An 18344-nucleotide genomic window follows, 5' to 3' on the forward strand; every position below is an offset into this window, starting at 1 on the left:
GCCGGGGCCGTGTTACACCGGGAGGTTCTTCGACAACCGCTCCAGGTCCGAGATCATCTTCCGTGGCCTTCGCCACTCCCGAGTACCGAACGTCTCGCTCGCGCCTGCGCGGTCCCGGCCGGGAGCTCTGCGCCGGATCCGGAGCGAAGGGCCGCTTCTACGCTGGGCCGTCATCGACTTCAGCGCCCCGCTACTCGGCATCTGCTGGCACGGCGCCACCCGGCAGCACCGACGTACCGACCTGATGCCTTTCACCATCACCGGCGCCGCTGGCCGGGCCGGTGCGAGTTGCTGGCTCAAGATGCCCCGCGGAGGATTTTCCCAGGCGTCGACCCCGACACCCCGCAGGCGCCCAGACCCGTTTCTTCGAGACGGAACCTGTCAAAGCGATCAAGGCAGGTAGATCGTTCTAACGCTGTGCTGGGATCAGTGGGCCGTCTGGTGCCGGCTGGTTGATCCAGGCCGCTGCGGGGAGCTTGGGAGGCTCGGGTGGTTTGCGGACGAAGCGTTCGGGGTGCTTCGCGTAGACCGTCTGGAGGACGTCGGCACGCATCTCGCGGAGCTGCTCGGCGAGACCGAAGTGCACGTCGTAGGGCGTGTGCAGGCCGATCCCGGAGTGCCGATGCTCTTCGTTGTACCAGGTGAAGAACTGGGTGCACCACGCCCGGGCGTCCTCGAGGGATCCGAAACGCTCGGGAAAGTCGTGCCGGTATTTCAGGGTCTTGTACTGGCTCTCGCTGTACGGGTTGTCGTTCGACGTCTTCGGCCGCGAATGCGACTTGGTGACGCCGAGATGGGCCATCATCTGGGCGACGTTCTGCGCGACCATCGGGGACCCGCGGTCCGAGTGGATCGTCAACTGCCCTGGTTCGATACCGTACTTGGCGATCGACTCGGACAGGAACCGCTCGGCGAGGTCCTTGTTCTCGTGGGCGGCGATCATCCAGCCGACCGTGTAGCGGCTGAAGATGTCGATGATCGTGTAGAGGCAGTAGTAGACGCCCTTGACCGGCCCCTTCAGCTTCGTGATGTCCCAGCTCCATACCCGGTTCGGGCCCTCGGCGACCAGCTCGGGAACGGTCCGGGGCGGGTGGACGGCCTGGCGGCGGCGTTCACGGACCTCGCCATGCCGTCGCAGGAGCCGGTACATCGTCGACTCCGAGCACAGGTAGACACCCCGGTCCAGGAGCACCGCGTAGATCTCGGCGGGCGCCATGTCGGCGAACTCCAGGGAATGGAGCACGTCGAGGACCCGTATCTCCTCCTCGGGTGTGAGAGCGCGGGCGTGTCGGCGCCGTTCTGGCCGCGGCTTGGCCGGGGCGGGGCTTCGGCGGTGTTGGCGGTAGTAGGTGGCACGGCTCACGCCGAGAGCGGCGCATGCCTGGACGCGTCCGACCAGCCCGCTGAGCTCTTCAAGGGCCTGATTGCGGGCGGTGTTGAACGCCACGGCCGCGAGCTGGGCTTCGGTCACTGGTTCTTCTCGCCGTTCCGGGTCGGGGCGCTGTCCGTGGCGAACTGGTCGAGCAGCGCGGAGAGTTTCCCTGGACCTCGATGGCGGTGCGGGCCTTCGCGAGGTCGGCTTCCAGGCGGGCTTTCTCCGCCTTGAGCTTCTCGATCTCCTTGTCCCTGGGGTCCGCCTTCGGCCGTCCGGCCGACGCGGCGAGCGCGTCCAGGGCACCCTTGTCCCGCTGTTGCCGCCACGTCGTGATCAGCGACGAATACAGGCCCTCCCGCCGCAGCAGAGCACCCTTGCCCTTCTTGTCCAACGTCTCGTACTCCGCGAGGATCCTCGCCTTGTACTCCGCGGTATACCGGCGCGGACCGGCCGAACGGGCTTCTACCTGCGGATCAGGGGTCCCGTGGTCATTCGTGCTGGCCACCCGGGCACTACTCCTTCTCCGCCCTCGACTCAATGAATCATCCAGTATGCCTGACTCGATCTACTTTGACAGAGAGGGGTGGAAAGAAGTCGACCAGCCACGACGGATCCGCGAGAACCAGACCCTGGCCACCGTCGCTGCAGCGCTCATTGATCAGTGGGAGCACAACCACGCGATAGAGGTCAGCGCCACCATCGACCAGACCCAGATCGAGCGAGCGCAACGGATCTTTGGCCAACGACTCGTCCCGGACGACCATGAAGAATCCCCCACCGGCCACAAGGTAACGATCCGCTTCCTGCATCTGGAGGACGTGCGAGCACTACTGCCGTTCGGGAGCGCCATCACTGTGCACGGCCCCACCGAAGCCAGGGCTCACCTCCGCGACCTCGCCACCAATCTTGCCCACCACTATGCGCCGTCACCAACGTCCTGACCCGCAACACCTACGCGCCCTGTTGCCGCCGGACCGGCTTCTTCGCCGTCGCAGACTTCTTCACAGTCTTCTTGGCGGGCGCCTTCTTCGCGGTCTTCCTGACTGTGGTCTTCTTCGGCATCTCGTGGACCGGGACCGCACCACTGCCGCCCCTCCCGGCAGCGCGATGCCCGGCACCGTTTCGGTGCCGGGCATCGCGCTGCCAACTGCCGGAGGCGGCCTTCACCTTGTGTGCGCGATGGTGGCGGACCGCCCGGTTCACCTTCACGCGTGAAACCGAGGCGGTCTTGCGGGCGATCAACGCTGGTTGGTTGGCTGATCGTTCCGATGACCAGGAGGGGAAAGCCGTGGCAGCGAGCCAGTCGGAACACCTAAAGTCGCTGATCATCAGTACCGCGCAAGAGCTGTGGGAGGACAAGGCAGCGCTGGGCAAGTTCCTCGAAGTGGTCTGGCGCAGCAAGGGATTCGTCAAGCTGGCTGACGCGCTGGAGCAGTCCGGCGTCAGGCCGGCGAACGCCACGTGGCGTCTGGTGGTGGACGCACCGCCGGGGTGCCCGCTGGCAGAACTAGGCTGCTGGAATGGATACGGGTGACAAAGCGGGAAGAGGTTTTCAGGTGTCTCAGTTCCCGCCGACGCGGGTGGCCGATCGCGGGCGTGGCTGGTACCGAGGTGACTGCCATGTGCATTCGGTGTCCTCGGACAGCGGCGAGCTGACGCCGGCACAGCTTGTGGCCGGCGCCCGTGCGGCGGGACTTGATTTCCTTGCGACCACCGAGCACAACACTCCCGAGACGCATGACGCCTGGAGCCAGCACATCGGCGACGATCTGCTGGTGATCTTGGGCCAAGAGGTCGCCACGCGGACCGGACACTGGCTCGCGCTGGGGGTCCGCCCAGGTCAGATAGTTGACTGGCGCTATGGCGTGCGGGACAACGTGGTCGACCGGCATCTGGATGAGGTTCACCGGTCCGGTGGGCTCTGTGCGGCGGCTCATCCGCACGCGCCGTACGCCTCGGGCACGTTCATGTACCCGTATCAGGGCTTCGACGTGGTTGAGGTGTGGAATGGGCAGTGGAGTTCGGATGTGCCATGGCAGGCGGACAATGAGGCGGCCTTGGCCGAGTGGGGACGCAGTCTGGCCGCGGAGATCTGCGCCGGACGGTGGCGGCCTGCGATAGGAAACAGCGATACCCACCTGGAGAACCAGATCGGCAGCCCGCACACCGTCGTGCTGGCGGACGAGCTGAGTGTCAACGCGATCCTTGCCGGTATCCGCGCTGGTCACAGCTGGATCGCCGGCTCGGACGCCATCGAGCTGTCGTTCACAGTCTCTGCCGGTGATCGTAGTGCTGGGATCGGTGAGCGGTTGAAGATCGGCGATGAGCCAGCCGTCGCGCGAGTTGACGTACGCGCCGTGCCCGGCGGCACTGTCAGCCTCCACACCGAGAAGGGAAAGGTGTACGGCGAATCGTTGCCCGACACAGGGTCGGGCACCGTGGAGTGGCACATCAGCGCCGGGGAGTCGGCATTCATTCGCACCGAGGTTCGCGACGCGAATGACCACATGGCAGCGCTCAGCAACCCGATCATCTTGGCCTGAACTTCGGACGCCTGATTCTTCGCTCACCCTCTGGTTGCCGTCTGCACCCGTACGATGGACGGACGCGGCTCGCTGCCCGGAAGGCCGTCTGCGGCGTGCCAGCCCTTGCCGAGTGGCTCTGGTGAGCGTTCGATCAGTCGTACGGTGAAGGCATGGGCAGGGAGCATCGGAGTCGTGACCGCTGCCCGACTCCTGGGCCGGACCGGGAACCCCACCCGCTTCCCGACCGCCGGCGCTTTCGCCCAGTACGCCGGCACGCTCCCATCGAGATCGCCAGCGCGGACCGCGCACGCCACCGCCTGTCCAGGCGCGGCGACCGCCAGCTCAACGCGGCACTTCACACCGTCGCCATCACACAGATCCGCATGCCGGGCACCCGGGGCCACACCTACTACCAGGCCAAACTCGCAGAAGGAAAGACACCCCGGGAAGCAAAACGCTGCCTGAGAAGCCGTTGTCTTTCCGGAGTTGAAGACTGCGTTTTCGCTGGTCGGGCATAGGGTCGACGATCCCGTGGGAGTAGTGGCCTGTCGTGCTGTCGCTGCCCGGGAGGTCGTGGATGCCGTCGGTGGTTGGGCTGTTGGAACAGCGTGAGCTGGGTGCTCGCCGTCGTGTGGACGAGCTGCGGGAGGAAGCCGACCGCGTCCAGGCCGAGCTGGCCGTGGCCGAGCGGGAATGGAAGGAGTGGGTCATCGCCCGCTCGCGGGTCGGCGAGGTGCTGGCACCGGTGGACGAGACCGGAGATCACGCCCGGACCGAGCGGGCGATGCCGGCCGAGGGACCGGCCGAGGAGGCATCATCGGCATCGAGGGCCGCGAAGCCGAAGTCGCAGGTGCCCATGTGGCGCGAGGGACTGGCCTGGTCTGTGCTATCGATCGACTACCAGCGCATCCTGCAGGCCCTTGCGGACCGGCATCGCCTCCATCAAGGGCCGCTGACCTGCCAGGAGATGGCCGTCTTGTTCGGCCTGGACGCGGTGCCGGCGAAGGTGGAGGCGCTGCGGTCGAAGGCGAAACGCCTGGTCGCGCGCGGCTGGCTGGCCGAGCAGCAGCCGGGCCGCTTCACGCTCGCGCAGAATGTGACCGGGCCAGGCGACGGGTCATGAGCAGGGTCATCGACCAGTAGACCATCGCCTCAGCACTGACGGTGCGGCGCTCGAAGTCGCGCACCAGGCGGCGGGTGCGCATCAGGTGGGCGAAAAGGCGCTCGACGATCCACCTCCTAATGATGTTGTCAAGCCGCAGCAGTGACGGGGAGGTTGCTTTGGTAGCACTGTCCGTCACGGATGAGAGCCCACAGGACGTTCACGCGTCGTCGGGCCAGGGCGAGGACGGCCTGGATGTGCCGCTTGCCTTCGGCGCGCTTGCGTTCGTAGAAACGACGCGACTGGTCGCAGCTGCGGATGCTGATCAGCGCGGAGGTGTAGAAGACGCGTTGCAGCCCGCGGTGATAGCGCCTGGGCCTGTGCAGGTTGCCACTGATGTTGCCCGAGTCCCGGGGGACCGGAGCGACTCCGGCAAGGCTGGCCAGGCGGTCAGCGGTGCCGTAGCGGCTCATGTCGCCGGCGGTGGCGGCGAGGAACTCCGCGCCCAGCAGTGGGCCGATGCCGGGCATGCTGGAGATTACTTCGGCGAGTTCGTGGTCGCGAAACCGGGCCGCAATGAGCTTGTCGATCTCGGTGATCTGCTCGTTGAGGCTCATCACCTCCTTGGCCAGGGTATGGATCACCTGCGCCGTGATCTTCTCCCCGGGGACGGCGGTGTGCTGGCGCTCAGCCGCTTCCAGGGCGACCTCGGCCAGGGCTTCGGGACTGCGGGTGTTACGGTTCCGCAGCCAGGTCTCCAGGCGCCTGCGGCCAGTTCGACGCAGAGCGGCCGGCGTCTGATAGCCGGTCAGCAGAATCAGCGGCCCGGCGTTGCCCAGGTCGAGGACTCGCTCCAAGGCCGGGAAGATGCTGGTGAGTTGGCCGCGCAGGCGGTTGATCCGGCGGGTGCGGTCGGCGTTCAGGTCGGCCCGACGGCTGGTGAGGATCCGCAGTTCGATGGCGTGCTCGTCGTCCGGCTTCAGGACGGTCAGGTCTCGGCGCATCCGGGCCTGGTCGGCGATGACGGTGGCGTCCTTCGCGTCGGTCTTGCCCATGCCCCGGTATCCGGCCGAAGCCCGGTTAACCGCCAGGCCGGGTATGTAGACGAGGTGCTGGCCGTGGTTGAGCAAGAGGCTGATCCACAGTGCGGCCATGCCGTCGGCAACGTCGACCGCCCAGACCACGTCCTCGTCGAGGGCCAGCACATCGGCGAGCAGGGCCAGCAGCTCCGGCTCGTCGTTCAAGACCCGTCGCGACAGCAACCGTACGCCCTCCGCGTTGAGGACCACGCAGTGGTGATGGGTCTTGCCGATGTCCGTACCCGCCCAGATCTGGGCCACCTGTTCCTCCGGTCGTTCGATGACGCTCTGTTCTCCCGGACGACCTCGCCGGCGTGGTCCTACTCAGCGATCCGCTCGAAGGCGTTCGCAGCTCCTAATCAGCGGCCGAGTCGTCGTGAGACACCGGGCGGCCAGGTGGATGGAACCATCGAGGGCAACCGCTTGGAAGCCATACCCGGTGTCTCTGGGTCTCTGGACCTTACGACGGCCCGTCCAACCCACGAACAAGGTAGGACCGCTTGGGCAGCACCACGAAGCCACGCATGTCGTCGCTGCGCTTGACGATCGCCAGGACCAGCGCAAGCGCGGCCAGGCAGTGCTCGACGAGACTGCCGGTGTAGCCGCCATCCGCCCAGACCAGGGCCAGCCGGTGATGCGCGTCAGCGACTTGGTGCAGCAGGACCTGGGCGGCGGCGCGGTCGCCGACATCCGCGGCGGTGACCATCACCGCGAGCAGCAGGCCGAGGGCGTCGACCACGACATGCCGCTTACGGCCGTTGATCAGCTTGCCGCCGTCGAAGCCGCGGCTGTCGGAGCCGACGACCGCGTCCGCCTTCACCGACTGCGAGTCGATCACTCCGGCCGTCGGCTCCGTGTCGCGGCCCGCCTTCTCGCGGACCTGCGCACGTAGCCGGTCGTGGAACTCCTTGACCAGGCCGTGGTCGCGCCAGCGGCGGAAGAAGGCGTATACCCGGTCCCACGGCGGGAAGTCGGTCGGCATCGCCCGCCACTTGATGCCGTTGTCCACGAGGTAGCGGATTGCATCGAGTGCAGCCCGGTGGCAGTACGCCTCCGGCCGGCCGCCCCGACCGCGCATCCAGCCCGGCACCGGCAGCAACGGCCGGATGGCCGCCCACTCCGCGTCCGTCATGTCCGTCGGGTAGCGCGGCTGCCGCAATCCGTTGTCGGCGGCGTTTCCGAACCGGTGAGCCAGGCAGTCACACTCCCAGGTGACCGAGCTGGACTGCCCGGCCGTCGGCACGCAAGACTGCTGCATCAGGGCCTCCTGCTGCTCGGTGATTCGACACCAACGAGCTGTTCAGGAGGCCCTGTCCGTATGCGCCCAGCGCCCCACGATCACCCAATCGGGACTCCCGTTCGACGCGCATCTCTCAAGATCGGAAAGACAACAACTACTGAAGCGCCGCCTTGCTGATCACGTCTGGCGCACGATGATTGGCGACGAACTGAAGTTTCCCCGTGATCTTGGGCACGTTGTCGTTACGCCGCGAGGGCTTGGTCTTGCCGGTAGCGCAGGCGTGTTTCGTGGGGCGTGAGGTAGCCCCAGTGGATGTGCTTGCGCAGACGGCGTCTGTTGTAGAAGGTCTCGACGAATTCGAAGATGTCGGCGCGGGCGGTGGCCCGGTCGGGCCAGAAGCGGGTGTCGATCTCCTCGTTGAGTACGGCCCAGAAGCTCTCCGCGGCGGCGTTGTCGAAGCAGCTCCCGGTCCGGCCCATGCTCTGCCGGTATCCCAACTTGCTGATTCTGTCGCGGAGTTGTCCGGAGGTGTATTCCGATCCGCGGTCGCTGTGGATCACGCAGCCGGGTTCCAGGCGGCCCAGTGCGGCAGCCATGTCGAGGGCGTCGACGACGAGTTCAGCGCGATGGTGGTCGGCCATCGAGTACCCGATGACCTCGCGCGTGGCCAGGTCCAGCCACGAGGCGAGGTAGAGCCAGCCCTCGGCCGTGGGGATGTAGGTGATGTCCCCGACGATCTTCGTTCCGGGGCGGGTGGCGGTGAAGTCCCGGCCGATCAGGTCCGGCGACGGGGCGGCTTTGGTGTCGGCCTTGGTCAGGCTGCGGCGGCCGGTGCGCCGGCTGTTCCCGGCGATGCCGTGTTCCCGCATGACCCGTGCCACCCGCTTGCGGTTGACCGGTCGGCCTCGCCGGCGCAGTTCGGCGGTAACGCGCGGGACGCCGTAGTTCCGCCGGGATGCGATGTGGATCACCGTGATCGCGTGCGCCAGGGCCCCATCCGCCCCCCGCCTCGCCTCGCGGGCTTCGGCGCCGGCCACCCACGCGTAGTACGTAGAGCGGGCCGTCTTCATCACCTTGCACAGCAGCACGACCGTGTAGTTCGCCTTCTCCGCGTGGATGAACCGGCATATCTCGCTCACCGGTCGCTCTCCTTCGCGAAGAAGGCGGTGGTGAGGTCAATGGGTCGGTGCAACATCCCAGGAAGAACGGTTACTGGAGGTGTTGCTGGGTGGCGAGGATCGGGCGTCCGGGGTTGTCGGACGAGCAGAAGCGTGAAGTGTGGCGGCGATGGCGTGACGGGCAGTCGCTGAGCGAGATCGGGCGAGCGCTGGGCAAGGTGCCCGGGTCAATCCACGGAGTGGTCGCAGCGAACGGCGGTTTCGTCCCGGCGGTCAGGACCCGATCGGCCGGAGTGCTGTCGCTGGCGGAGCGGGAGGAGATCTCCCGGGGTCTGGCCGCCGGCGACTCCTTAGCGACGGTGAGCGTCCACGTGGGCTACGAGTCGTGGCTGGAGCGGGATCGGCCGATCCTTCTGGGCCGCGAGCCCGAGGTGATCGGGATGGCCTCGCAACCGGATGACACCGCCGACCGCATCGGCCCCAGGGTGTAAACCCGTGGGCCGATGCCCGCGCCCGTGATCAGTCGGTGGGCCGATGCTGCGCGGGAGGGGCACGTGACAGCGTTCCTCTGTGCCCACGGACTGGCCGTCGCGGCACGGTTGACGATCCGTCGCCACGGGAGGGCCCATGACCACCACGCCGTTCATCAGCCGGAAGGGCATGACGCGCCGCCGCATGCTGGGAGCCGCGCTGGCCGCCGGGGCCGCGTTGCCGCTTGCCGCCGTCGCCAGCCCCGCGTGGGCGGACCCGGCCGCGGCCGCCCCCGCCGCGACGCGGCTCATGCTGCCCGTGCCGACCGGGCCGCACCCGGTGGGCACGGTCCAGCTGCACCTCGTCGACCGGTCGCGTCCGGACGACATCGCGGGCCCCGGGCACTTCCGCGAGCTGATGGCCACCGTCTGGTATCCCGCCCGGGACGTCGAGCGGTACCCGGTGGCGCCCTGGATGCCGGCCAAGGCACTTCAGGCGTTCCTCGACGACGCGGGATTCAGCGATCTGGCCCCCCTGGGGCCGCTCACTGCCGGCCACGTGGGCGCTCCGGTGCGGTGGTCGGGCCGGCGGCTGCCTGTCGTCGTGTTCTCGCACGGCGCGCACAGCCACCAGGGAGACCACACCGTCATGGTCCAGGAGCTCGCCAGCCATGGATACGCAGCTGTGACCGTGGCTCACCAGTACGACACGTACACCGAGTTCCCCGACGGTCGGGTCGCCGTCCCGCTCCACGACAGGCAGGCGCCGACGCTGCCCGGGGACTTCGCCGCTGACCTGCGATTCGTCCTCGACTGCGTCGAGCAGCTCGCCGCCGGGCGCAATCCGGACGTCGACCACAGGAAGCTGCCAGCTGGGCTGCTCGGCTCCCTCGATACGCGACGCATGGGCGCGTTCGGCTGGTCGAAGGGCGGGACGGCCACCGCCTGCGCCACGCTCGCGGACGAGCGCATCCGGGCCGGGCTGAGCCTCGACGGCCCGATGCAGATGAACCCACCGCTGGCCGGCTACCTGGACCGGCCGTTCATGATGATGTCCGCCGTGTTCACCCGGGCCACGGATCCCGAGGCCGCCGCATACTGGTCGCACCTGCGGGGCTGGCGGCTGAACATCCAGGCCCAGGGCGCCGCCCATGTCTCGTACGGGGACAACGAGGCGCTGTTCCCACAGGCGGCAAAGCTGTACGGATGGAGCGGGCAGCAGCTCCAGGACGTGATCGGCACCCTCGATCCTGACCAGGCGGTGAAGATCCAGCAGGCGTACCCGCTCGCCTTCTTCGACGAGCACCTGAGCCACCGTCGGGGGCACCTGCTCGACGGGCCGTCCCCAGCCTTCCCGGCAGTGACGTTCCTCCCCTGAGTACCCGGGACCGCGGCACCGCGGTCCCACGCAGGCGCTTGCGGGAACAGGACGACTGGGCCGAGTTCTACCCGAACCGCCTCGGCTTCAGCGCGCCGTGAGACGGCTCGTACGACACGTGAGGTATCCCCAGTCAGGATCGGCAAACGGTCAAGATCACCTGTCACAGGACAAGGGCGTGCGGAAGAACGGGCGCGAGCTCCACCTCACAGCCTCATAGCTCACCCCGTCTACCTGGGGAAAGGGGCTGTGAGGCTCACAGACCTCACAGGCCTTCCGGGTGCCTGACACTGCTCCTGCTCACCTGGATGGGCCAAACGCGGGAACCCGGCAAGGGTGCCGCGTCGCCGCCGCGCCGTGCGCGTTCTTCAGGTATGGAACTCGTAGTCGAAGAGGCCGCTGTGACCATCAAGGTCGTGTCCGTGGGCGGCAAGCGGATGCTGATGACCCACGATGTGCCCCAGCAGCCCACGGCGCAAGAACCCAAGGGTGCAGCCCCTGTGCATCCTGGCCTGCGCGATGATCCGGGACTACGCCGACTTCACCGGCGGTCCCATAGCCCAGTGGAGGGCATCTCGCGACGTCCAGAAGGCCATCAAGGCTGCCGTCGAACTGGCCGGCCTCCGCAGTGATCCGGCAGCCCTCGAGTACCTCAATCAGGAACTGACCGTGCAACTGGCCGACCTGACGCTGTGCCTCACAGAGTCAGCCAACGTCCTCGGCCAGGAACTGCGCGAGGGAACCTCGCCTCCCAGGTGAGCCGCCGCTGACCGCAGCGATCAGGCGCGGCTAGCGTACGAGGCGCCCCGACCCCGGCAGCTGCAAGACACTGTCACGGCAAGTCGGACATGGGCCGCCGGATCACTCTCCGCCCGCAGGCGGAGCAGGAGGTGATCCAACGGGCACGGGCACAGGAAGACACCCCGGAGTGGAGAGAGCAGTACGCACACCGGGCCGGCGTGGAAGGCACTATGTCTCAAGGAGTGCGAGCCTTCGGCCTGCGCCGATGCCGATATCAGGGCCTGGCCAAGGCCCGGCTACAGCACCAGCTCACCGCCACCGCGATGAACTTCCACCGCCTCAACGCTTGGTGGACCGACACCCCACGCGCCCGCACGCGCACGTCACACCTGGCAGCCCTTCGGCCCGCCGAGTAGAACTCGGCGGGCCGAATTCACCAACAGTGTCGCTGCAATGCCGGGGTCGGGGGCGTTGTCACCGGGGCGGCTACCCGAGCCAGACGAGCGCGGCCGCGGCGAGCGGCAAGGTGAGCACGTCCGGCAGCCGGTACGCCCGGTAGTCGATGTTGGCGAGCAGCACGGCGGCCCGGGCGAGCAGCAGCCAGACCACCAGCTCGTGGCGGGCCCCGGTAGCGGCCGCCAGCAGGGCGCAGATCACGGCCGTGGCGGAGGCGACGGACAGGGTGCTCGGCCCGTAGACATCCCCGGCAGAGCAGCGGGCACACCCCAGCCATCCGCTGCCGGTCCCGGTGCTGAGGGGATTGCCGACCGGGCACGCCGACCGCCACGGTTCCTCGGGCGGCACGGAGAACCGGTACGCGGGACGGGATATAAGCACGCCCGTGCCGCAGCCCCACAGGACGGCGGCCGTGATGATCAGCAACGTCTCCACCGGACGGACTTGGGGTCAACACCGCTCGGTCCACTCCGCCCGGACCGGGATCAGGGTTTCCAGGTGCGCAGGAAAGAGGCGATCCGGGCGGCGGTGCAGCGCGGGTTGTTCAGCTCATGGGCGAGCGCGGTGAGCTGTTCTCGAGTGGGGTTGACGGGGATGTTGCTGGCCTCGAGATACATGACGGCGACCGCACAGGCCACGGTCAAGTTGGAGCGCTCCAGCCAGCGGCATCGGCCCAGAGTGTGCACCAGGGCGGCGGCACGGGCGTAGGCGCCGTCGTAGACGGGTGTGTCGAGGAGTTCACCGCGGTGGCGGGCGACTGCTGCGATGGGGACACCGTAATCGTCGGCGGCCGGGTCGCGATGGCCCGCCCGTTCTGCCACTTCGAGGATCCAGGATTCGTCGACGTGCAGGATCACGCGGCGGCGCCCGGCTGGGGCTCGGCGTATGGGGCGTCGAGTTGCCGCTCCAGGTCGTCGAGGAAGGTGCCGTGCTCGTCGATGAGCCGCTGGGCGGCGGTCATGCCGGCGGCGCGGGCACCGGTCGTGTCCTCGATGATGAGCCGCTCCACGTACTTGTTGAAGTCCAGCCGACGGGCGGCCGCGGCGGCCTTGCCGGCCGCGAGCACGTCCTCTTCCAGCCGGACCTGCGTCTGCTTCTTCGCGGAAGTCATGCCCTCATGGTAGCAGGGTGGTAGCGGGCAAGAGGTGCAGGTCAGTCCCCCTGTTCCCTTCGGGTGCGCCTTGCCGGCGTGAAAACATGGCTGCGGCGCCTGCCCGCCGACGCCGGTAGCTCGTTGGGACGTTGAGCCCGTAGGTCAGTCTGGTGCCGGGGCCGCAGAGGGGCCACGCACTGTTGCCATCGAGCACGCCGGTCAGATTTTCGCTCCCCCGCGGCCCCCTGGGCAGGCGTCGGCCCGTACGGATCGATACCAGGGAGTTGTGCATGGCGGACACCGACGACGGTGGCGTCGAGGAGATCGAGCAGGCCGAGGAGCTCGTGGCCCGTGTCGCGGCGATCGATATCGCCAAGGCGTCGGGCATGGTCTGTGTGCGGGTGCCGCACGAGGACAAGCCCGGCAAGCGCGTGCAGCGGGTCTTCAACACCGTCGCGACCAGCGGCGCGATCCTGGACCTGGCCGACCACCTGGTCTGCCAGGGCGTCACCCGGGTGGTGATGGAGGCGACGTCGACCTACTGGAAGCCGTACTTCTTTCTGCTGGAATCGCGTGGTCTGGAGTGCTGGCTGGTCAACGCCCGTGACGTCAAGAACGTCCCGGGCCGGCCCAAAACCGACCGCCTGGACGCGGTCTGGCTGGCCAAGCTCACCGAACGCGGCATGCTCCGGCCCTCGTTCGTACCCCCGAAGCCGGTCCGTGAACTGCGCGATCTGACCCGGGCCCGGGCCGTCATGACCCACGAGCGCACCCGCCACAAGCAGCGCACCGAGAAACTCCTCGAGGACGCCCAGATCAAGCTGTCCACCGTGATCGCCGACATCTTCGGCGTCTCCGGCCGGGCCATGCTGGAGGCACTGATCGCGGGCGAACGCAGCCCCAAGGCGTTGGCGGACCTGGCCCACGGCACCATCAAGGCCAGCCACAGCACCCTGGCCGAGGCCCTGACCGGCCGGTTCGAAGAACACCACGCCTTCATGTGCCGGATGCTGCTGGACACCGTCGACTACCTCACCGTGCAGATCGACAAGCTCACCGCCCGGATCACCCTGCGTCTGGCCGAGCTGTCCACCACCGAGGACGACGAAGGCCCCGGACAGGGCACCCTCATACCGATCACCGACACCGAACGCCTCGACGAGATCCCCGGCGTCGGCCCCAGCACCGCGCAGGTCATCCTCGCCGAGACCGGCCTGGACATGACGGTCTTCCCCACCGCCGGCCATCTCGTGTCCTGGGCGAAACTCTCCCCACGCACCCTCCAGTCCGGAAACAAGAACACCTCCGGCCCCACCGGCAAAGGCAACCCCTGGCTCCGCGGCGCCCTCGGCGAAGCAGCAATCTCCGCCGCCCGCACCGACACCTTCCTCGGCGCCCGCTACCGCCGCATCGTCAAACGCCGCGGCCACATGAAAGCCCTGGTCGCCGTCGCCCGCTCCATCCTGGTCGCCGTCTGGCACCTCATGAACGACCCGACCGCCCGCTACCGAGACCTCGGCCCCGACTTCCACACCCGCAACCTCGACCCGGCCCGCAAGAGCCGCGACCTCGTCCGCCAGCTCAAGGCCCTCGGCCACGACGTCACCCTCACCCCGGCAGCCGCCTGACATCCCACGACCCCACCGCCCCACACCAGCCCCCGACCGTCACCATCGAGGGGCTATCTCGCCATCCCCATCTGACCGTTGAGTTTTCCGGTCAGGAACCTCTCCACAACCCTTGAGGCAAAGGGACGCCTAGGACTTGTCCGGCCGATCATGCGGCTGCTCGGTCGGGACTCGAGCAGCCCCCCCTTGCCTTCGTCACAATAAGTGGTTGATCATTTACTTAAAGTAGTCAAGCGGGACGTAGGCATGTACGTACACAAGTTCGCCGTCGACCTGGGAGGCATCCTGGTGGAGACACTCCACTCGGTCTCTGGGCTCGCTTACGGGCAAGACGTCGTCGAGGTCAAGCAGGTCTCGTCCGACGGAGAGCCGACTATCCGCAAGCAGCCAGGGGCCGCGCAGAGCGGTCAGATCACGATCACGCGCGGCATGGACAGGAGCGAGGCGCTCACCAACTGGGTCAAGGAGACTCAGGCTACCCATAACCACGCGGGCGCACTCCAGAACATCAGCGTCGTCTTCTTGGACTCCAGCAACAACGTCGTGAAGCGCATCCAGCTGCTCAATGCGTGGGTGTCGTCGCGGTCGGCGCCTGACCTTGCGGCTGACGGCTCCGGGCCGGCGATCGAGACCGTCCAAATCGAGTTCGACGACATGGTGATTGAGTAAGGGCCAGGCAACGCCTCACCTCCGGCATGCCGGGCCCGCTCCTGGGCTCGCACAAGCGGGCATGGGCAGGGTGGGGCTAGGCCAGCGGTCGCGTCGTTGAGTCTGCGGACCCATGCAGCCGTCAGCCGCAGGTCGGTGTAGCGGTAAGCGGCGGTCGGCAGCTGGTCTGCTACCCCCGAGAGGTTCGGGCCGCGGAAGACGGTGCATGAACGCCAGCGGCTGTGGTCGGCAGACGGCACCTGGGAGCTGCTGCTGCAGCAGGTTCAGGCTGCAGCAGACGCAGTGGAAGACATCGACTGGGACATCTCGGTCAACTCCACCATCGTGCGGGCCCATCAGCACGCGGCTGGCGCCTGCACCGATCCGCCACCGGCGCCTGCGTCAAAGGGGGCCGAAGGAACAGAACATCAGGGCGAGACGCCGTGGCACAGCCTCGTCGCCCGCTTGGTGGAGGTGGTGCAGGAAGTGAGGGCCTGGGCCGCTCGCGGGGCGGGTTCACCAGCAAACTCCACCTGAGCGCCGACGGATGCTGCCGCCCGCTGTCCGTGTTGGTCACCGGCGGACAGCGCGCAGACTGCACCCAGTTCACAACTGTATTGGAAAAGATCTGTGTTCCGCGCATTGGCCCGGGCAGGCCCCGCACGAGGCCCGACAGCCTCGCCGCGGATAAGGCCTACAGCAACCGCCCGTGCCGTGAGTAACTCGAAAAGGTCAGTAATTGGTGAGCAGGCCGAGACGTACGGGAAGTTCGCTGAAAAGCCGACGAGACCCGAACTGGAGCGGTTCTTCCTCCTGGACAACGAGGACCGGAAGTCGAACCGGGGGATCTACGGGGCGCGCTGGACGGTCTGTGACCTTGTTCAGCAGTAGCCCCTGTTCAGGAAGCGTCGCTGGGAGGGCTTGCCCAGTTCCAGTTCGATGTCGACATGGCTCGGGAGCCTGTCGAACGCCGTGTTGGGAAGGATGAACTCCCTGCCAGTGTACTTCTGGAGCACCGACTGCTCGCGGGCCGGCTTGCAGACGAAGGGATTCGCGTACGTGTTGTAGCCGAGTCCGACACCGGTATTGAGGAACCCCACGTCCTGACACTGGTACAGCACGCCGCGCAGTGCGGCGGCGGTCTTGGGACCCTTGTACCGCGCCGCGAAGTTCCGAAAGCACGACTTCGACTCGCCCGTGGCGTAGGGAGAGGGGCCGGCGGCCGCCAGTGCCCCGAGAAACGCCGCGTTGCAGCCGATCTTCGCCGACACGTCCTCTCCGTTGAGCAAGGCGGTCCTGCGGCAGCCGGTCACCGCCTGGAACGCGTCGACGACGTCCTGGCGCGGGCCGAGCCGGGAGTACACGTAGGCAAGCCGGGTCTGGGCCGCGAGCGGATACGCCCCCGTGTTGCCGAACTCCTCGTCGAGCAGCCGGAACCATGTCTCGAAAGCCGGCACCTGAGCCCGTACACCGGGCGGGAGGGTGTAGACAGCGAGGTCCGTGGGCGTGTCCCAGGTATTGAGGCCCGGATAGCCGACGTACGACAGGACGCCGATGCCGACCTTCGGCGGGGTGTCGCCGTACATCCTGCGCAACTCCAGGAAGCGCTCGAGATTGGTGCTGGAGCCCGCCCACGCGTACCAGAAGCCACGGGGGTACGGCGAAGCGCTGCCGCGGGCGTGCGTGGTCCCGAACAGCGACGGCGAGACGCACCTGACCTGCCGCGCATCCCATGCGGCTCGGTACGCGCGCGGCGTGGAGATGCAGCGGGGCTTTCCGTCCGCCGCCGCGCTGGGGGATTCCGGGATCACTCCCCCCAGTGCGAGGGCGCAGGCCGCGAGGACGACGAGTGGCATCCGGCCCCGGCCAGCTCCCAGACGCTTGAGGCTCATAGCTGCTCCTGAAGCTTGGTCGGTCGATCTCCGGGGAAGTATCCGTCCCGCCGCGGTCATTTCTCCGCAGACAGTCCGCACGCCGAGTCCCGTTCGGCCGGTCGGGCGCTTCCGCGCCCGGCCGCACGGACCCCGGCTGCCTGATCCGCGCACGACACCAGCCCCTCGAATTCGCCACCTCGGTGAGGGCCTCCCGAGGCCGCCGCCCGCCGGCTTCCTTGAGGCGGTCCAACTCGTCGATCACCACGATCGGCACCAGGAGATGAACGCCGACGTCGGGTATCGCGTCGGCGGCGGGCAGGTCCGCTTCGGCCAGCATCTGGGGGTGCTGAATGTAGAAGCTGCTGTCCGCGACGATCAGGGTCTCCACGCCACCCCACCGCTTGGACTGGACCACGAATGTGTCGATGGCTTCGGAGAACGCCTCCAGCCGCTCTTCGACCTCAAGGTCTACGAGGCCGTTGACGAAGGCTTGCTGGTGTGGGCCGGCAAGGTGACCGGCTCCATCGAGGAGTGCCCGGTACCGGTCGGTGAGGATGAGGGAGCGGATGTCGGCCTCGCTGATCTGGTGGCGCAGCAGCCGGGTGGAGTCCGTCGCCCACCTCAGGTATGCCAGCAGGTAGTCGTAAGCGGTTGACCGCGTGCTGCCGCGCAGGTTCGGTGGGTGAGGTGACTCCTCCCCCGGCTGAAGCCGGGGGCTTCTCGCTACCAGAGTTGGGCAACCGTTCCTAAAGACTGAGTGGGAGGTTCGACACCGTCCTCGCAGATGCGGGGATCGAGGTCGTGCTCAGCGGCATCCGGATGCCGCTGAGCACGACCTCGATCCCCGCGTCCTTCAAGACGGCGTCGAACAGCTCAGGGAACTTGCCGTCCCTGTCCCGCATCATGAAGCGCGCTCGGCAGCCCGCATCCTCCAGGTCCATGACGAGATTCTTTGCGGCCTGGATCACCCAGGCCGCGGCCGGGTAAGCAGCTGCGCCCAGGACGCGGACCCGGTGGCCGGCGTGCTCGATGACGGCGAACACGTACAGCCGTGCTCCGGTCAGGGTGCGGATCTCGAAGAAGTCGCAGGCGAGGAGCGCGTCGGCCTGGGAGCGCAGGGAGTCGGCCCAGGTGCTGGAGGAGCGCTCGGGTGCCGGGTCGACCCCGGCCCCCTTCAAGATCTCCCAGACGGTGGAGGCGGCGACCTTGATGCCGAGCGCCGCGAGCTCGCCGCGGATGCGCCGGTACCCCCAGGAGCTGTTCGCGCGTGCCAGGCGTAGTACCAGGACTCTGATGGAGTGTACGGTGCGCGGCCGGCCTGGGCGCTTGGGCCGGGACGTGGCGGCGCGCCGTGAGGTCGCGGTGCCAGCGGAGCACGGTGTCCGGGCGCACCAGCAGCCGCACCCGGCTCAGTACATTCCGCGGGAGCTGGTGCAGCAACGCCGCCAGCAACGCCCGATCGCTTGGCTCCAACCGCGGCCTGTTCCCGCCCGGTTGCCGCTCCAGCACCGTGAGCTGATGGCACAGTGCCAGGACTTCCACGTCGTGGCGCGTGGAGATGTGACAGACGAGCAATGGGCCGTGCTGGAGCCGCTGCTGCCGAAGGGCAAGAAGCCC

Annotated in this window: 19 protein-coding genes and 5 pseudogenes; 14 read left to right on the forward strand and 10 right to left on the reverse strand. The window is 67.8% G+C overall.

Going from position 1 to position 18344, the window contains the following annotated elements:
• Positions 1-409 precede the first annotated feature (409 nt).
• Positions 410-1880 (reverse strand): annotated as a pseudogene (locus tag OG819_RS48945) (IS3 family transposase).
• A gap of 46 nt (positions 1881-1926) precedes the next feature.
• Here OG819_RS48945 and OG819_RS48950 point away from each other — a divergent pair.
• Complete coding sequence (locus OG819_RS48950) at positions 1927-2316, forward strand: hypothetical protein (RefSeq protein WP_266656164.1); 390 nt, start codon at positions 1927-1929, stop codon at positions 2314-2316.
• Positions 2317-2326: 10 nt separating this feature from the next.
• Here OG819_RS48950 and OG819_RS48955 read toward each other — a convergent pair whose 3' ends face one another.
• Positions 2327-2617 carry a hypothetical protein gene (locus tag OG819_RS48955; protein WP_266638135.1) on the reverse strand — a complete coding sequence of 97 codons (291 nt, stop codon included), beginning with the start codon at positions 2615-2617 and terminating at the stop codon, positions 2327-2329.
• Between the two features lie 46 nt (positions 2618-2663).
• Between OG819_RS48955 and OG819_RS48960 the strand changes: the two genes are divergently transcribed.
• From OG819_RS48960 to OG819_RS48970, 4 genes and pseudogenes are all read left to right on the forward strand, one after another.
• A complete protein-coding gene (locus tag OG819_RS48960; RefSeq protein ID WP_266638137.1) occupies positions 2664-2909 on the forward strand; it encodes a hypothetical protein in 246 nt (81 codons plus the stop codon).
• Positions 2910-2931: 22 nt separating this feature from the next.
• Complete coding sequence (locus OG819_RS48965; RefSeq protein ID WP_266656166.1) at positions 2932-3918, forward strand: CehA/McbA family metallohydrolase; 987 nt, start codon at positions 2932-2934, stop codon at positions 3916-3918.
• Between the two features lie 54 nt (positions 3919-3972).
• A pseudogene (locus tag OG819_RS59325) lies at positions 3973-4418 on the forward strand (transposase).
• 59 nt (positions 4419-4477) lie between these two features.
• A complete protein-coding gene (locus OG819_RS48970; RefSeq protein WP_266656533.1) occupies positions 4478-5023 on the forward strand; it encodes a hypothetical protein in 546 nt (181 codons plus the stop codon).
• Positions 5024-5151: 128 nt separating this feature from the next.
• Here OG819_RS48970 and OG819_RS48975 read toward each other — a convergent pair whose 3' ends face one another.
• The 3 genes from OG819_RS48975 to OG819_RS48985 form a co-directional block, all read right to left on the reverse strand.
• Positions 5152-6342, reverse strand: a complete 1191-nt coding sequence (locus OG819_RS48975) for an IS110 family transposase (RefSeq protein ID WP_266653268.1) — start codon at positions 6340-6342, stop codon at positions 5152-5154.
• Positions 6343-6541: 199 nt separating this feature from the next.
• A complete protein-coding gene (locus OG819_RS48980; protein ID WP_266656168.1) occupies positions 6542-7339 on the reverse strand; it encodes an IS5 family transposase in 798 nt (265 codons plus the stop codon).
• A 224-nt stretch (positions 7340-7563) separates the two neighbouring features.
• Positions 7564-8460 (reverse strand): IS3 family transposase, encoded by an 897-nt coding sequence (locus tag OG819_RS48985; RefSeq protein WP_266656170.1) that lies wholly within the window; start codon positions 8458-8460, stop codon positions 7564-7566.
• 89 nt (positions 8461-8549) lie between these two features.
• On the opposite strand from OG819_RS48985, the gene OG819_RS48990 reads away from it, so the two are divergent.
• The 4 genes and pseudogenes from OG819_RS48990 to OG819_RS49005 all read left to right on the forward strand — a co-directional run.
• Complete coding sequence (locus OG819_RS48990; RefSeq protein WP_266656172.1) at positions 8550-8930, forward strand: hypothetical protein; 381 nt, start codon at positions 8550-8552, stop codon at positions 8928-8930.
• A 136-nt stretch (positions 8931-9066) separates the two neighbouring features.
• Positions 9067-10287, forward strand: coding sequence for an acetylhydrolase (locus OG819_RS48995; protein WP_266656174.1), 1221 nt, complete (start codon positions 9067-9069; stop codon positions 10285-10287).
• Between the two features lie 489 nt (positions 10288-10776).
• A complete protein-coding gene (locus OG819_RS49000) occupies positions 10777-11046 on the forward strand; it encodes a hypothetical protein (protein ID WP_266638147.1) in 270 nt (89 codons plus the stop codon).
• 77 nt (positions 11047-11123) lie between these two features.
• A pseudogene (locus tag OG819_RS49005) lies at positions 11124-11444 on the forward strand (transposase); the annotation flags it as partial.
• Positions 11445-11514: 70 nt separating this feature from the next.
• Here OG819_RS49005 and OG819_RS49010 read toward each other — a convergent pair.
• Genes OG819_RS49010 through OG819_RS49020 form a run of 3 tightly spaced genes read right to left on the reverse strand, consistent with a single transcriptional unit; the run spans position 11515 to position 12595 of the window.
• Complete coding sequence (locus OG819_RS49010; protein ID WP_266656176.1) at positions 11515-11919, reverse strand: hypothetical protein; 405 nt, start codon at positions 11917-11919, stop codon at positions 11515-11517.
• Between the two features lie 50 nt (positions 11920-11969).
• Complete coding sequence (locus OG819_RS49015) at positions 11970-12341, reverse strand: fic family toxin-antitoxin system, toxin component (RefSeq protein ID WP_266638150.1); 372 nt, start codon at positions 12339-12341, stop codon at positions 11970-11972.
• Entirely contained in the window at positions 12338-12595 is a 258-nt protein-coding gene (locus OG819_RS49020) for a hypothetical protein (RefSeq protein ID WP_266638152.1), read from the reverse strand. The genes OG819_RS49015 and OG819_RS49020 overlap by 4 nt, the downstream gene beginning before the upstream one ends.
• Before the next feature lie 272 nt (positions 12596-12867).
• Here OG819_RS49020 and OG819_RS49025 point away from each other — a divergent pair, with 272 nt between their 5' ends.
• From OG819_RS49025 to OG819_RS49040, 4 genes and pseudogenes are all read left to right on the forward strand, one after another.
• Positions 12868-14205, forward strand: a complete 1338-nt coding sequence (locus tag OG819_RS49025; RefSeq protein WP_266647905.1) for an IS110 family transposase — start codon at positions 12868-12870, stop codon at positions 14203-14205.
• A gap of 246 nt (positions 14206-14451) precedes the next feature.
• Entirely contained in the window at positions 14452-14874 is a 423-nt protein-coding gene (locus tag OG819_RS49030) for a phage tail protein (protein ID WP_266638154.1), read from the forward strand.
• A gap of 303 nt (positions 14875-15177) precedes the next feature.
• A pseudogene (locus OG819_RS49035) lies at positions 15178-15560 on the forward strand (hypothetical protein); the annotation flags it as partial.
• Between the two features lie 7 nt (positions 15561-15567).
• A complete protein-coding gene (locus tag OG819_RS49040; RefSeq protein ID WP_266656563.1) occupies positions 15568-15744 on the forward strand; it encodes a hypothetical protein in 177 nt (58 codons plus the stop codon).
• Here OG819_RS49040 and OG819_RS49045 read toward each other — a convergent pair.
• Positions 15735-16745 (reverse strand): hypothetical protein, encoded by a 1011-nt coding sequence (locus OG819_RS49045; protein WP_266638158.1) that lies wholly within the window; start codon positions 16743-16745, stop codon positions 15735-15737. The two genes, OG819_RS49040 and OG819_RS49045, sit on opposite strands and share 10 nt — an antisense overlap.
• Before the next feature lie 262 nt (positions 16746-17007).
• Between OG819_RS49045 and OG819_RS49050 the strand changes: the two genes are divergently transcribed.
• Positions 17008-17382: a hypothetical protein gene (locus OG819_RS49050; protein ID WP_266638160.1), complete on the forward strand. Its 375-nt coding sequence runs from the start codon at positions 17008-17010 to the stop codon at positions 17380-17382.
• Positions 17383-17536: 154 nt separating this feature from the next.
• On the opposite strand, the pseudogene OG819_RS49055 reads toward OG819_RS49050, so the two are convergent.
• Positions 17537-18302 (reverse strand): annotated as a pseudogene (locus OG819_RS49055) (integrase); the annotation flags it as partial.
• Positions 18303-18344: the final 42 nt, after the last annotated feature.

The sequence above is a fragment of the Streptomyces sp. NBC_01549 genome (assembly GCF_026339955.1).
Taxonomy (GTDB): Bacteria; Actinomycetota; Actinomycetes; order Streptomycetales; family Streptomycetaceae; genus Streptomyces.

Excerpts from the sequence above, each read along its gene's own strand:
- OG819_RS48995 (WP_266656174.1), top strand. The coding sequence starts at position 9,067 with ATGACCACCACGCCGTTCATCAGCCGGAAGGGCATGACGCGCCGCCGC.
- OG819_RS49030 (WP_266638154.1), top strand. The coding sequence starts at position 14,452 with ATGTACGTACACAAGTTCGCCGTCGACCTGGGAGGCATCCTGGTGGAG.
- OG819_RS49020 (WP_266638152.1), bottom strand. The coding sequence starts at position 12,595 with ATGACTTCCGCGAAGAAGCAGACGCAGGTCCGGCTGGAAGAGGACGTG.
- OG819_RS49050 (WP_266638160.1), top strand. The coding sequence starts at position 17,008 with ATGAACGCCGACGTCGGGTATCGCGTCGGCGGCGGGCAGGTCCGCTTC.
- OG819_RS48980 (WP_266656168.1), bottom strand. The coding sequence starts at position 7,339 with ATGCAGCAGTCTTGCGTGCCGACGGCCGGGCAGTCCAGCTCGGTCACC.
- OG819_RS49025 (WP_266647905.1), top strand. The coding sequence starts at position 12,868 with ATGGCGGACACCGACGACGGTGGCGTCGAGGAGATCGAGCAGGCCGAG.
- OG819_RS48970 (WP_266656533.1), top strand. The coding sequence starts at position 4,478 with ATGCCGTCGGTGGTTGGGCTGTTGGAACAGCGTGAGCTGGGTGCTCGC.
- OG819_RS48950 (WP_266656164.1), top strand. The coding sequence starts at position 1,927 with ATGCCTGACTCGATCTACTTTGACAGAGAGGGGTGGAAAGAAGTCGAC.
- OG819_RS49045 (WP_266638158.1), bottom strand. The coding sequence starts at position 16,745 with ATGAGCCTCAAGCGTCTGGGAGCTGGCCGGGGCCGGATGCCACTCGTC.